Raw genomic sequence first — 14,098 nt, 5'->3', positions numbered from 1 at the left:
TGCTATGAGAAGAGGTTTTACCCTACTTAATACGTTCCTGGTTTTACTGGTTTTGGCTAGCTGTACCTCCAATCCATATTCCAAAACCAACCGGGTCTATAAAAAGCAGGCAAAAGTCTACACAAAGCAATTAAGCAAGTTCCCACTCCCGGAAAAGTCTGATGGATCCGCACTCGATTATGGCGAGTACCGGGCGGGAACTACTAATTTTAACCTGCGCCAACCCAATTATGTGGTGATCCATCACACCGCGCAGGATTCTGTAGAACAAACCCTGAAAACCTTTACGCTTACCCGCACGCAGGTGAGTTCACATTATGTTATCGGTCGTGATGGGGATGTGTATCATATGCTGAACGATTATTTTCGGGGATGGCATGGCGGGGTAGGAAAATGGGGGAATAATTCAGACCTTAACTCCTCTTCCATTGGGATCGAACTGGACAACAACGGGTTTGAAGAATTTTCTGAAGTTCAGATCCAGAGTCTGCTGGCGGTATTAAATAAATTAAAAGAAGATTACAAAATCCCTGCTGAAAATTTCATTGGCCATTCAGATATCGCTCCGGGTCGCAAGGTAGATCCTAATGCCACTTTCCCGTGGAAGAGCCTTGCAGAAGAAGGTTACGGCCTTTGGTATGACGAAGAAGAGGTGAAAAACCTAAAAACCCAAGCCGAATTCTTTAAACCAAACCCTATGGCCATAGCGAACAATTCTATTTTCACTCAACGAATTCCGGTATTGGATAAAATCCTATTCCCTGAAGTGGTTCCGGCAACTTTCGATGTAGAAATGGCTCTAAGAATAATTGGTTTTGACACCAGTAATATGGATGCAGCCCTTCAATCATTTAAATTACATTTTATTCAAGAAGATATACAATCTCCTCTTAATGGAAACGATCTAAAAACACTTTACAATTTGTATCAGAAATATTTATAACTGCGGCTTTATGTTTAGAATCGGTTTTATCAAATTCATCTTCGCGTTTTTCTGCGTTTTTTCCTCTTCAGCACAAATTATTGAAGAAAGTGAGTTAGCTGTTATTACCAGGGAAGACTGGAAAGCAAATCCACCGGTGATGGAAATAATCCCTCATAAGCCGCAGTTTATTACCATACATCACACGGGGATGCCTCAAAAACCCGATCTCTCTATTGAAAAGAAACTTCAGGCCTTACAGCAATTTTCTCAGAAGGATTCCCCAATGGCAGATGGCAGTATTAAAAAAGCCTGGCCCGATGTGCCCTATCATTTTTATATCGCCACCAGCGGGAAGATCGCCGAAGGTCGGGATATTAATTTCCAGGGTGATTCAAATACCGATTATGACTTAAACGGCCACGTTCTGATTGTGGTTGAAGGTGATTTCAATAAAGAGAAACTGTTACCTGAGCAATGGGAAAGCCTTAAAAGACTGGTAAGTTTCATTTCTTCGGAATATGATATTTCAAGAGAGACCATCAGTGGGCATAAAGATCAGGCAGAAACAACCTGTCCGGGAAGCGATTTATATTCCAAATTACCTTTACTGAAGGTCGAACACCCGGTGAAGATAGGTGCTGAAAGGCTTTTTGAAAATGAATATTTTGATTTGATCAGAAATAAGAAGATAGGTGTAGTTACCAATCATACTGGCTTACTGCCCAATGGAGAACACATAGTTGACCTTCTTCATCAAAATCCGGATACCAAACTCACTATGCTTTTCGGTCCGGAACATGGAATTCGCGGAGAAGAAGACACTCACGTAACTGATTCAAAAGACGAGAAAACTGGTCTTCCTGTGATCTCCCTCTACGGAAAGACCCGAAAACCTACAACTGAAATGCTGAAAGAGGTTGATGTTTTAATTTTTGACATTCAGGATATTGGCGCCCGCTACTACACTTACATAAAAACCATGCTCCTGGTACAGGAAGCAGCTGCGGAGAATGACATTCCGTTTATCGTGCTGGATCGTCCCAACGCGATTGGAGGCATTTATGTAGATGGCCCTGTTGGAAAACCGGGGGAGCCGGTTACAGATATCGATATGTTGCCTATTACCCACGGGATGACAGTGGGAGAGCTCGCTACTATGTTCAATCAGGAAAGAGAAAAATCCGGATTACCATCGGCAGATTTACAGGTTATTCCTATGGAAAATTATGAACGAGAACACTGGTATGATCAAACCGGATTGCCCTGGATAAAGCCTTCACCAAATATGCTTACTCTTACTACTGCCGCATTTTATCCGGCTACTTGCTTGCTGGAAGGCACCAATCTTTCTGAAGGTCGTGGTACCCTGCAACCTTTTGAGTTCATCGCAGCTCCCTGGATAAAGCCTGAAGAACTTATAACTCAGCTCCAATCTTACGATTTGGATGGTATTTCATACGAAACCACCAGAATTACCCCACAACAAATGGTAGATGGGATCGAGATATATCCGCCAAAATTTATGGACGAGGAAATTCCCGCAGTGGAAATGAGCTTAACTGACAGGAAGAACTTTAAATCTGTAGAGGCAGGAATTTATATTCTTCATGCTTTGAAGAAACTTTATCCAGAGGAATTGGAATGGCGTAAACCAAGGCTGGATGGTTTATTAAAAACCGATAAGGTTCGAATAGCCCTTGATGCCGGGAAACAGCCTCAGGAAATTATTCAGACCTGGCAGGAAGATCTCAAGTCATTTAAAAAGATTAGGGCTCAGTATTTACTTTATTAAAAACGAAAAGCCTCCCGATTTAAACCGGGAGGCTTGTATTTTAAGGAGAATTTTCATTCTTACATCTTCACTTCTTCGGCTTCAGGGAGAGTGAAAAGATCTGATTGTTTCAGGTAGATCAAGCCTTCATCTTCCTTATTTAAAACCCTTTTTGTTCGTAAATAGCGATTATAGTTGTACTCGTCAAAATCATCAGCATCCTGGTCGAAATTACTAATGTGAACTTCCCCCATCGAATGGATGAATTTGTTATCGCCAATCCACATTCCTACGTGAATCACCCTTTCAGCAGTTGAATCGGTGGCGGGTTTTCCGAAGAAAAGGAGGTCTCCTTTCTCAAGATTTTCAAAATTTCTTTCAGTATCAACTTCTTCCCCGGTATGGATCTGCTGGGAAGCGTCCCGCGGAATCACGACCCCATTCATAAAAAATACCGTTTTTGTAAAGCCACTGCAATCCATCCCTTTTGGTGATGTCCCACCCCATAGGTATGGCGTGCCCATCAGGTCTTTTCCGGTCGCTATAAGATCTTCTTCAGTGGCTTCCAAATTTTCCAACCATTCCAAATAAGGTTGCGCATAAGCGGTTTCTACGAAGGCTTTCTTCCCGCTTGGATACCTAACCTCATAAAATTTCCCCTGACGTTCTACAAGCTCTAAAATATCCCCTGAAACCAAATCTGAAACCCTCTGAGAATCGGAGTCGGGTTCTTCATAGGAAAATCCTGCTGTTTCAAGATAAATGAGTTTATCGGTTTTTTTCCAGGATCTGAGCTCTTCTTCCTCCATATTTTGAATTCCGCCGTAATCCACCCATCCCAGGTAGCCTTCGGGAGTTTGCACATAATACCAACCGCCTTTTTTCTTGAATACCTTTAACGGCATCCCCAAAGTAGCCTGGGTTACCAGCTGAGCAGAATGCTTGGGCTCATCCCGAATATTAGCTACCGAGATCTTAACCACTCCCCTGGTTTTATTTTCCAGTTCTTCGGCATCAGGAAGCAAACGGATACTATCTTTAAATTTAATATTTTCGGCTTCCAGTTTCTGTTTCAGGCTTTCAACTGCTTCGGTCTCGTTGGATTCTCCTTTAAGAACATAGGAGTCTCCCTGTTTTTCAGATTTCACATCAAAAAGGGCCACTCTTCCGTCAGGAGCATATTCTCTCTTTACTTCAGCTATATACTCATCGGTTGGATTCTTTTCTTCCTTTACGGTTTTATCTTCGCAAGAAGTAGCGCTAAGTACGATTCCAAGGACAAGTGGGAGATAAAATTTTCTAAGTAATTTCATTATTTTTATTTTTTAAATCTAATATTCTCATTTTTTTAATCTGAATCAAGTTCAGAATAAAAACTAATTTCAGCCTTGCTTTTATTTTTCATACAATTCAGCGCCGGTACCGTTCCTATCGGGGAAATGGACTTTTTCATCGTAGACCTTAACGCCGTCGGCAATATCGTTTTTGATTAGCAATCCGCCGTCCATATCTACATAGTCCAATAACGGCAATAATTGTGCAATAGCTGAAATTCCCACGGTAGATTCGGTCATGCAGCCTACCATTACTTTCAGGCCGAGTTTTTTACCCGCTTCGATCATTCGTTTTCCCGGAGTTAGCCCGCCGCATTTAGTGAGTTTGATGTTTATTCCGTGAAAGTGTCCGGCACATTTCTGTACATCGCTTTCCTCAATACAGCTTTCATCAGCGATCAAGGGCAATACTGATTCTTTATAGAGCTTTTTCATCCCTTCCCAGTCATCGGCTTTTAGTGGTTGCTCCAGAAATTCCACATTTAAGTCCTTCAATGCTTTTGCATTTTCGATGGCCTGCTCTGCCGTCCAGGCAGCATTAGCATCAACCCGAAAAACCGAGTCGGTGTGTTTCCTAAGTTCCCGAACAATGGCTACATCGTCTTCAGTGCCGAGTTTAATCTTATAAAGCGGCCAGGGGAAATCCTCGATCTTCTGAACCATTTTTTCAACCGTATCGATGCCAATGGTATAATTGGTAAGCGGAATATTGCTGATATCGAGTCCCCACATTTTATAGAGCGGCTGCCCGTTTCTTTTTCCGTGGAGATCATGCAGGGCGATATCCAGAGCACATTGTGCAAAAGGATTCTGTTTTAACTTAGGCCAGGTAAGCTCCCAGATCTCTTCCGGAGTTTTATGAATATTTTTAGCGAGCAAGGGCTCCAGTTTTTTAATATCCTCCTGCATCTTTTCTATACTGACTCCGTAATAGGAAGTTGCGGTAGCTTCTCCGTAGCCGGTAGAACCACCATCACTTACCGCCACAATTAATGTAGGTTGAAAATCACGGGAACCGTGACTAATGGTGAAGGTGTTTTTTAGTTCAAGCTTATATGGATGGAATTCGAGCTTCATAATTCAGGTTTCAGTCATTTTTATTTTCAGCATCCATAGCAAACCAAGCCATGAAGAAGATCGCATCGGCGGTGCCGTCCATAGTTGGTTCGTTGGTAGAATAATCTCCAAAATCGTCATGGTAAACTACAAAATCAGTTTGAAATTGAGCAAATTCATCTTCCTCTTTCAGGCTTAGGCCTTTCAAATTTTCATAAACGCTTTTATAAACCGGACCATCCACCAATCCACCCGGAACTTCTTCTCCGGTAAGATACCAGATACTGGTATGTACATCTTCTGGATATTCTCCCTTTTCCGGAATATTCATAAACATTGAAGTTCCCCAGGGATTATTTCCAAAAAGCCAGTCCCGTTGAGCAAGCATGAAATCGTGATATTGAGCATCGCCGGTCATCTCTTCATAGAGAATTATCTGGGTGATAAGATTAGTAGCTAAGTTATTGGAGCACCAGATAAAGGGCACGCCTATTTGAAAGGGATTTCCCTGCCCCCGATTAAGGGTCGCATCAATTCCATCGCGATAATACTGCGCCAGTTTTTGTTGAAAATCTTTATCTACATGTTCGTAAAGCACAAAATGCCCGATATTGAAAAACGGATAAAACCGATAATGTTCCGCATCTTCCTTATCCATCCATGAAACCGAATTGGCCATTTGGGCATAGCGTTTAGCATCGTTTAAGAAGTTTTCATCACCGGTGTTTATGAATAATTCGGCGGCGGCCCATTCCATATCATCGGCCCAGGTATCTTCGTTATAACGATATGGAGCACCATAGGAATTTCCCTGCTGAAATCCTTCCTGTTCTTTTCCCATTTCATACAGCTCTATCGCTGCAATCCGGCATTTTTCAGCAAAAACCGGATCGAAGTCTTCCCAGATCCGTGCACCCAGGGCCATTGCAGCAGCCGATCTTCCGGCGAGGTTTGCAATTCCTGTTGCTTTACTTTTATATTCCCTGAGACCCTGGGGTTCTCCGGTGGCAAAATAAGCCACACGATAGGAATTTGGTCCCCACCCGTAATCTGATGAATCTTTGTCGGGCCATTTCATTCCTAAATGATCCCTGTCATCGGCTACCTGGTGAAAAAGTTCCCCGGGGCTACTGTGCATTTTATGGATCCAGTCTAAGCCCCATTTGGCCTCGTCTAAAACATCCGGTATGCCATTGCTTCCCTCCTGCCCTAAAGCATTTACCTTATCTGCGAACTTTTCGGGAATGAGTTCGTAGGCTTTCAACATTTTTGCGGTTGCGTTACTGGAAGTGATTAAATATTTCAATTGATCTCCCGCATCATGCCAGCCCCCGCTAAGATCTACGAAAGTAGAATCTGGCATGGGTCCAAACATACTGCGCCCATCGCGCTGGTGGCAAACCATATCCAAAAAAGGATTATACCCGCATCGCTGCTGGCGCATAAATCCGATCAAATCTTCGTGATGATTCTTATAGGAAAAGTCTCTGCCTATCCCAAATTCAGCCGATTTCACACCTGGATTTTCCAGTAGGAGATAATAGTTACCCGACGTGACAACTTCAGAAAAATCAGCTTTAAAATAATGTTTGAAATTACCCCAACCTCGCTTTTTCTGGGTTTGAAGTTTTCCATTATATATTTCTTCTCCTGTTTCCGCATTAATTATGCTGAATCTCCTATCAGGCCTTTTATTTGAAAAAACCACGGCCACTTTAGAGTCTTCCTCTAAATAACCTGCCTGATTTAACCTGATAAAAACATCATCCCCGTTATTTTGCGCCGCCGCTGAAATAGGGATCGCAAGAAATAACATTAAAATTATGAGGCTCGAAAATGCTTTCATTTGTTTGAATTAAATATTTATTGGCCTTGCTCTATAGAGAGCAAAAAGCCCTATCATGGTAATGCCGGCATTCACCAAAAGGATCTCAAATCCGAACTGATAGCCGTTAAACCATTGTGCCGAGTTCCAATCTAAAATTACCGAAATAAATGGAGAGATAATGCATACCAGGGGCACCCATTTATCTTTTACCGGATTACTGGTTAGCAAGCCATACGCAAACAGCCCCAATAACGGGCCATAGGTGAAGCCTGCAACTTTAAACACCGCGCTAACTACACTACTATCGTTAACTGCGTTAAAGATCACGATAACGAAAAACATTAAAATGGTAAATCCTATGTGAACCAGCATCCGGGTTCTTTTCTGGTTGCCTTTTCGTTTTTCGATATCCAGAATATCCACACAAAATGAAGTGGTTAAGGCCGTTAGAGCTGAATCGGCGCTGGAAAATGCCGCCGCGATAATTCCGAGGAGAAATACGATTCCGGCAAGAATTCCGAATTCATTAAGTGCCAGTAGCGGATAAAGATCATCTGAGCGTTCCGGGATTGCAATCCCCTGGTCCATGGCGTATTTATACAACAAAACGCCCAAAGCAAGGAATAACACCGTAGAAATAAAGAAAGTTATTGAAAACCAGAAAATATTCTTTTGGGCATCTTTCTGGTTTTTACAAGTGAGGTTTTTCTGCATCACATTCTGGTCCAGGCCATTCATTGCGATGGTTATAAAAATACCGGCCAGAAAACTCTTGAAAAAATTGCTGTTGGAGCGCCAGTCCCAGTCAAAAACATCAGACATGCTGCTTTCAGAAACTACAGAAAACACCTGGGTAGCCTCAAGTTCCATATGATCAACAATTACAAAAATACTTATGAGCACTGCCAGCAATAAAAATGTTGTCTGCAGGGTATCTGTCCATACAATCGTTTTTATTCCTCCGCGAAAGGTATATAACCAAATCAAACCGATTGTTATTAAAACCGTTACCCAAAAAGGAATTCCGAAAGCATCGAAAAAAGCAATCTGCAACACTAAAGCGGCAAGAAAAAGCCTGAAAGAGGCACCAATGGTTTGCGAAATAAGGAAAAATGAAGCCCCCGCATAGTAGGACTTCTGGCCAAAACGGTCTTTTAAATATTCATAAATTGAAATAAGACGTAGCTTATAGAATAACGGAATTAACACCAGTGCAATTACCGCATAACCCACAAGGTTTCCCATCACAAACTGCAAATAGGTCCAGTTTGAATTTCCAACCTCCCCAGGTACCGAGATAAAAGTTACCCCAGATAAAGTAGCGCCTACCATTCCATAAGCCACCAGAAACCAGGGTGACTGACGGTTTGCGGTGAAATAGGTCGCGTTATCGGCTTTTCGTGAAGTGAAATAGCTTATGGCCATCAACATAGCAAAATAACCGGCGATGATGCTAAAGACTAAAATGGGGGACATACTGGGGTATTATTTTATTAAAATCTCTTTGAATTCACTTTGGTTTCCGCTTCGATCTACCGCGGTGATTCCAATTTTCTCCAGTTTGCGTTCCTGATCACCAACAATCCTTTGTAAGTTCTGAGTGCGCGCATCACTGCTTAGAATCTTATAATCCCAGTTTCCTTCTTCGTACTGAAAATATACAACCCAGCGAAAAACATCATCTGCTTGCTCGTGCTCCCAGGAAATGACTAGCCTGTCATTTTCAGCACGGGTGGTCACCTTTGGGATTTTTGGAGGTTTATTGTCCAGCCAGGGGCTTGGTGGCACCAGGCTCTTTTTAAAGTAAGGTCCTTCCTTAATAGCTTTTGAAAGTTCTTTATGTTTTACTAAAGGACCAATACTCCAGTGTACCGCTCCTTTGCTTTCGGGAAGCATCCCACGGGTGATCATGATCTGGTTTATGGTTTCATCTATATTTTTTTCGTCACCACCCAGGCCTACATTCATTCCCGGCCACAAGTGACGCTGTTTGGTGTTTTCGCTTTTCCACCATCCTAAAAGCTCAGGAAAACTCTGTCCAGGGCTATTAATTTGCCAATACAGCTGCGGAGTATAATAATCGATCCAGCCTTCATTCAGCCAAAGCCTGGCATCGGCATAAAGTTTTTCATACTGATCATATCCGGTTACAGATTCAGGATAACCGGGACGCCAGATCCCAAAGGGACTTAATCCGAATTTAACATGAGGTTTCTCGGCTTTTATTTCGTTGTAAACTCTTTTAATGAATGTGTTCACGCTTTCCCGGCGCCAATCGCCACGGGAAAGTTCCCCACCGGCAGCCTGATAGGCCCTCCAGCTCCTATCATCTGGGAAATCGTCTCCGTTATTATAAGAATCATAAGGATAGAAATAATCATCAAAATGAACCCCATCTAAGTCATATCTTTTTACCAGGTCCATTACCACTGCTGATGAACGGTCCTGGGTACCTTTTTGGGCGGGATCCATCCACCACATTCCATTTTCCAATTCAACCACCAGATCAGGATCGGTCTTTATAACAGATTTTTCACTGATTTCTTTTCCCGCGGTATGATGCGCCCGATATGGATTTAGCCAAACGTGAAGTTCCAGACCACGTTTATGGGCGGCATTTATCCAGAATTTAAGCGGATCGTAATAAGGTTCCGGGGCTTTTCCCTGTTGCCCTGTAAGATAGTAAGACCAGGGTTCCAACTCGCTTTTATATAGCGCATCGGCCTGTGGCCGAACCTGAAAAACCACCGCATTGAAATTATGCTCTTCTAAAAAATCAAGTAATTCTAAAGCCTCTCTTTGCTGCTCTGAAGTGGAAAGGCCCGGTTTGCTGGGCCAGTTAATATTAGCAACCGTGGCTACCCAGGCAGCGCGGAACTCCTCAATATTTTTTGGGGTTTTAGGATCCCAAGGGGTGATTCCGGCAACTTTTTCTTTTACCTGGGAAGGAACCTTCGGTTTATGAACAGCCAGGGTATCTCTTGGCTCGATCTCTTCAGCCGGCATCTCGGGGGCCGGTTGAGTAGATTTACAGGAAACAAGAATTATGCTTAATACAAGAAAGTAGAATATGGATTTAAAACTCATAATTTTCGGAATAAGGTGAACAGCTATTAAGCAAAAAAAAGAAAAGAGAAAGGGCACTAAAAATGTGCCGCTTTCTCTTTTCTTGAATGATTTATAATCATTAGTATTCTCTCCAGTAATCCATATTTGAAGATGTAGGAGTTTCAGAATAGGTTATCATATGCATCTATAAAAATAATAATAAAGATATAATAATTAATAAAAGGATGGTCTTCAAGTTTATTTTATTTTTTCTTTCGATGCCATGAATTCGTGAAAGACACTTTCGGGTCTTTCAGCTATATTTCTCTGGTTCCATTGTACATTTGGTGTATCGAAATAGTGAATACCCAAGTTATTCAAGCGCTCACCTTGTCCTGCTACCCTAACAAGAAATTCCTTAAAGTCTCTTTTTGATTCTAATGTCCACCCAACTTCAGCTACAGCTAAGGTACGCGGCCAAAAACGATCATCTAGCATTTCATCACTAAGAACATGTTCCGTCCAAACCGGGGCCTCAACCCCAATTACATTGGGATCATTTGAACTGAAACTGTATACGTCTTCTATGGAAACCCCTGTCTCTTTACACCAATTAAGGGTGTTCTCTTGCCCGGGTACATTGGCATGGTCTAAGTAAAAATTCGAACAAAAAGATTGAATCTCCTTAACATTAACAACACTTTCCCCATGACCGGCCCACCATTTTTGGCTAATAGCATTAGGACTCACAGGAGCCTGGGTTATTTCCTGCCAGCCTATGGTCAACTTACCGTGCTGCTGTACAATAGAATCAGCCTTTACTACAAATTCTTCATAACGCGGATCTTCTATCTCATCCCCCCCGATATGGATCCAGGGTCCTTTAGTTATATTTGATAATTCCCTAATAACATCAGAAACAAAATCATAAATTTCTGGTTTTTCAAGACAAAATTTACTCCATCCCACTTCATATCCAGTATATAGCTCAGGTGGGGTGACCCCTTTAGGTCCAATATTAGAATTTCCAGGGCAATTTAACTCTGGATAAGCTAACAATGCAGAATAAATGTGTCCCGGCATATCAACTTCGGGAATAATCACAATATTCCTTTCTAGCGCGTAATCCTGGAGTTCTTTATATTCTTCTTGTGTAAGATATCCCGAGCGTCCTCCCTCAACGGATCCTTTTGATCCAATTTCCGTTAATAAAGGTTTGCCTTTAATTTCTATTCGCCAGCCTTGATCATCGGTTAAATGTAGGTGAAGACGATTTAGCTTGTACAAGGCCATCCTATCAACATGTTGCTTCAGGTAATCGATACCAAAAAAACTACGAGCAACATCCACCATTGTTCCCCGCCAACTATATTCTGGTTTATCCTGAATAAAAGTCTGCCTCAACAATACATCATCCTTCACAAAATTACCCTGCTCGATTTCGGCAGGAAAAAATTGCCGAAGGCTTTGAATTGCATAAAATGAACCTGCCTCAGTTGCACTATTAATAGTCACTCCTGAATCATTGATTTCAAGGGTATACCCTTCTTCACCCAACTCTTCTTGCAAGGCGGAATCAATACTAATATTCCAATTACCGCAAGATTCCCCTGAATTAATTTCCGACTCGATATTTGCTACTTTCAATAGCTGTTGGAGCCATTCTGCCGTCTTTTCCCCACCATTATTATAGCAAATATGATTCACTTCCGGTATCAAATACATATTATCCTTCCATTCCACAGACTGGGGTAAGGGAATAACACTAGGTGGTGGTCCTTCAGCTTTTATAACTTCTGGAGATCCTGAACAGGAAGAAAGAAGGACCGTAATAAGTAAAAAAAGAATAGTTTTTTTTAAAAGGTGTGATTTCATAACTTCTGTGTATTAAAATAAAAGTTGCTATCCAAAGTAACTTTATGGGTTTTAAGTTGATTTATTCTAAAGGACTGGTCATATTAGATTTTTTTGCCTTTGCTATGGTTAACATATATATTACGTGGTATTGAATTAAAATTGTCTAGGATGATGAATCAGCCTGATATTGCTCAGCTAAAATCAAAGCAGCTGACCCTAACAATGCTGTGTTAGATGTGGTGGAAGGTTCAACAACCAACTGGTCCCTTACTTTTTTAAAAGGGAATGTATTAATAGTCTCAAGTAGAGATTCCTCAAAAAATACATACGATTTACTAATAGAACCTCCTAGAAAAATTGCTTCAGGAGAAAGAATATTTAGAATTAATTTTAGACTATTGCCCAAGTGATGTCCAAATTCCTTAAATATCTTTAAAGCTTCAAGGTTTCCTTTCTCGGCCAATTTTGCAACTTCGTCACCTTTCAAGCCGTGTTCATTAAAAAAGAATTTTCCACTACAATAATCCTCAATAGTCTTGTCCAAATATGGCAGATTTGCCATCTCACCTGCACTTGAGTATGAGCCTGAATATAATTTGTGATCAATAATAATTCCCGTGCCAAATCCACTTCCCAAGGTTACACCTACTAAATTTTTATATGGACCTCCCTTTCCAAACATCTTTTCTCCTAAGGCAAAAACATTGGCATCATTTGTTATTCGAACAGGTTTATGAAAATGATCCTCCAATTGGCTTTTGAGATGCACTTCTTTCCAAGAGGGAATATTCCAAAGGTTATAGATTATCCCTTTTTCTTCATCAATTAACCCTGGAACCCCTATTCCAATTCCTAAAATATTTTGATTAGATATCTTTTCTATTCCATTTATCAATTCACCAATTATCTGTTCTTTGGAACCTTGCGAAGAGGTAGGAAACTCAATCTCATCAATAACGACAGAGTTTTGAACTACTCCCACTTTCGTTTTGGTAGCACCCAAATCTACCCCTATAGTAATTTGATTCATTAGTTTTAAGTTATTAGGTATAAACTATTCATAAAAATATCTTTAACATCTCGATAAAATTTTACTTGTAGTCTACACAAATAAGGTATTTATTTTTGTTATTTCCAAATACTTATTATAATTTTTTATAAAAGAAATAATTTTATTCTTATTAGCGAAGAAAAATTAATGAGTTTAATAAGTATGTTTATAAAGAAAAGAACACTTTTAGAACAAGATCTTAACGGTAAGTTTCATAGAGTGGTCATTTAACCGAAGACATTTGGAAATAAGAATTAGATTTTTTAGAATAAAAGTCCTTGACTTAAGTTGAACACTATTTCGGGTTCCCATTGGGATAAAAACATAATCATAACGACAAGTAAGAAGAATACCTTCTATCTATATAAATATCGAATTAACTTTTATAAAACTTCTATTTAAGTTTATTTTTAGAATTGCTAACCGCCTTCCTCACACTGCCATACTTTTTTAAGAGGTCAGCCGCCTTAGCTTCATCAACATCAAGTTCTTCCATGATCATTCTGGTTCCCCGGCCAACGAGCTTCTTATTGGAGAGTTGCATATCTACCATTTTGTTGCCTTTCACCCGGCCTAATTTGATCATTACCGAAGTAGAAATCATATTTAACACCAGCTTTTGAGCGGTACCGGCTTTCATTCTGGTACTTCCGGTGACGAACTCAGGACCTGTTATCACTTCAATTGGATATTCTGAAGCTTCAGCAAGTGGGCTGCCTGAGCTACAGGTTATACAGCCGGTAACTATGCCTTTCTCACGCGCATCTTTAATTCCTCCTATTACATATGGAGTGGTTCCTGAGGCGGCAATGCCCACCAGGACATCTTCTTCTGAAATTTTATATCCCTGAAGGTCTTTCCAGGCTTGTGCGGTATCGTCTTCAGCATTTTCAACCGCTTTTCTTAAGGCAACATCTCCCCCGGCAATAAGGCCAATAACCAAATCATCGGTTACACCGAAAGTTGGCGGACATTCAGAAGCATCTAAAACTCCGAGTCTGCCGCTAGTTCCGGCTCCTATATAAAAAAGACGTCCCCCGTTTTCCATTTTGGAAAGGATTATATCGACCAGTGTCTGGATGGCCGGAATTTGTTCCTCCACGCTTTCGGGAACACTTTTATCCTCCTTATTAATATTGGTGAGCAACTCAGTGGTGCTCATCTTTTCTAAATCGTTATACTTGGAGGTTCTTTCAGTATCAGGATTTTTCTTCATTTTAACAGCAAT

The 14,098-nt window shown here is 41.0% G+C and carries 10 protein-coding genes; 2 read left to right on the top strand and 8 right to left on the bottom strand.

Features of this window, described 5'->3' with window-relative positions; all coding sequences use genetic code 11:
* Positions 1-4 precede the first annotated feature (4 nt).
* Positions 5-943, top strand: coding sequence for an N-acetylmuramoyl-L-alanine amidase (locus tag BM266_RS08370; RefSeq protein ID WP_093408261.1), 939 nt, complete (start codon positions 5-7; stop codon positions 941-943).
* A 10-nt stretch (positions 944-953) separates the two neighbouring features.
* Positions 954-2,717 (top strand): exo-beta-N-acetylmuramidase NamZ domain-containing protein, encoded by a 1,764-nt coding sequence (locus BM266_RS08365; protein ID WP_093408259.1) that lies wholly within the window; start codon positions 954-956, stop codon positions 2,715-2,717.
* Between the two features lie 59 nt (positions 2,718-2,776).
* Here BM266_RS08365 and BM266_RS08360 read toward each other — a convergent pair whose 3' ends face one another.
* The 8 genes from BM266_RS08360 to murQ all read right to left on the bottom strand — a co-directional run bounded on the left by BM266_RS08360 (position 2,777) and on the right by murQ (position 14,098).
* Positions 2,777-4,009 carry a C40 family peptidase gene (locus BM266_RS08360; RefSeq protein WP_093408256.1) on the bottom strand — a complete coding sequence of 411 codons (1,233 nt, stop codon included), beginning with the start codon at positions 4,007-4,009 and terminating at the stop codon, positions 2,777-2,779.
* Between the two features lie 81 nt (positions 4,010-4,090).
* Positions 4,091-5,107, bottom strand: a complete 1,017-nt coding sequence (locus BM266_RS08355) for a dipeptide epimerase (protein WP_093408254.1) — start codon at positions 5,105-5,107, stop codon at positions 4,091-4,093.
* 10 nt (positions 5,108-5,117) lie between these two features.
* Positions 5,118-6,932, bottom strand: a complete 1,815-nt coding sequence (locus BM266_RS08350; RefSeq protein WP_217648151.1) for a glycoside hydrolase family 9 protein — start codon at positions 6,930-6,932, stop codon at positions 5,118-5,120.
* Between the two features lie 9 nt (positions 6,933-6,941).
* Positions 6,942-8,390: a sodium:solute symporter gene (locus BM266_RS08345; protein ID WP_093408247.1), complete on the bottom strand. Its 1,449-nt coding sequence runs from the start codon at positions 8,388-8,390 to the stop codon at positions 6,942-6,944.
* A 9-nt stretch (positions 8,391-8,399) separates the two neighbouring features.
* Entirely contained in the window at positions 8,400-10,001 is a 1,602-nt protein-coding gene (locus BM266_RS08340; RefSeq protein ID WP_093408244.1) for a glycoside hydrolase family 10-like protein, read from the bottom strand.
* 219 nt (positions 10,002-10,220) lie between these two features.
* The gene (locus tag BM266_RS08335; RefSeq protein WP_093408241.1) at positions 10,221-11,837 is read right to left on the bottom strand and encodes a beta-N-acetylhexosaminidase; all 1,617 of its coding nucleotides are present in this window, start codon (positions 11,835-11,837) and stop codon (positions 10,221-10,223) included.
* 145 nt (positions 11,838-11,982) lie between these two features.
* The gene (locus BM266_RS08330) at positions 11,983-12,849 is read right to left on the bottom strand and encodes an ROK family protein (protein ID WP_093408239.1); all 867 of its coding nucleotides are present in this window, start codon (positions 12,847-12,849) and stop codon (positions 11,983-11,985) included.
* Between the two features lie 415 nt (positions 12,850-13,264).
* Positions 13,265-14,098, bottom strand: coding sequence for an N-acetylmuramic acid 6-phosphate etherase (gene murQ / locus BM266_RS08325; protein WP_262506698.1), 834 nt, complete (start codon positions 14,096-14,098; stop codon positions 13,265-13,267).

The sequence above is a fragment of the Salegentibacter flavus genome (genome assembly GCF_900115145.1).
GTDB lineage: Bacteria > Bacteroidota > Bacteroidia > Flavobacteriales > Flavobacteriaceae > Salegentibacter > Salegentibacter flavus.
This window is presented reverse-complemented; position numbering and strand designations above follow the sequence as displayed.

Bases quoted from the DNA above. Each gene is read 5' to 3' on its own strand.
- BM266_RS08370 (WP_093408261.1), top strand. From the start codon at position 5: ATGAGAAGAGGTTTTACCCTACTTAATACGTTCCTGGTTTTACTGGTT.
- BM266_RS08365 (WP_093408259.1), top strand. From the start codon at position 954: ATGTTTAGAATCGGTTTTATCAAATTCATCTTCGCGTTTTTCTGCGTT.
- BM266_RS08360 (WP_093408256.1), bottom strand. From the start codon at position 4,009: ATGAAATTACTTAGAAAATTTTATCTCCCACTTGTCCTTGGAATCGTA.
- BM266_RS08355 (WP_093408254.1), bottom strand. From the start codon at position 5,107: ATGAAGCTCGAATTCCATCCATATAAGCTTGAACTAAAAAACACCTTC.
- BM266_RS08350 (WP_217648151.1), bottom strand. From the start codon at position 6,932: ATGAAAGCATTTTCGAGCCTCATAATTTTAATGTTATTTCTTGCGATC.
- BM266_RS08345 (WP_093408247.1), bottom strand. From the start codon at position 8,390: ATGTCCCCCATTTTAGTCTTTAGCATCATCGCCGGTTATTTTGCTATG.
- BM266_RS08340 (WP_093408244.1), bottom strand. From the start codon at position 10,001: ATGAGTTTTAAATCCATATTCTACTTTCTTGTATTAAGCATAATTCTT.
- BM266_RS08335 (WP_093408241.1), bottom strand. From the start codon at position 11,837: ATGAAATCACACCTTTTAAAAAAAACTATTCTTTTTTTACTTATTACG.
- BM266_RS08330 (WP_093408239.1), bottom strand. From the start codon at position 12,849: ATGAATCAAATTACTATAGGGGTAGATTTGGGTGCTACCAAAACGAAA.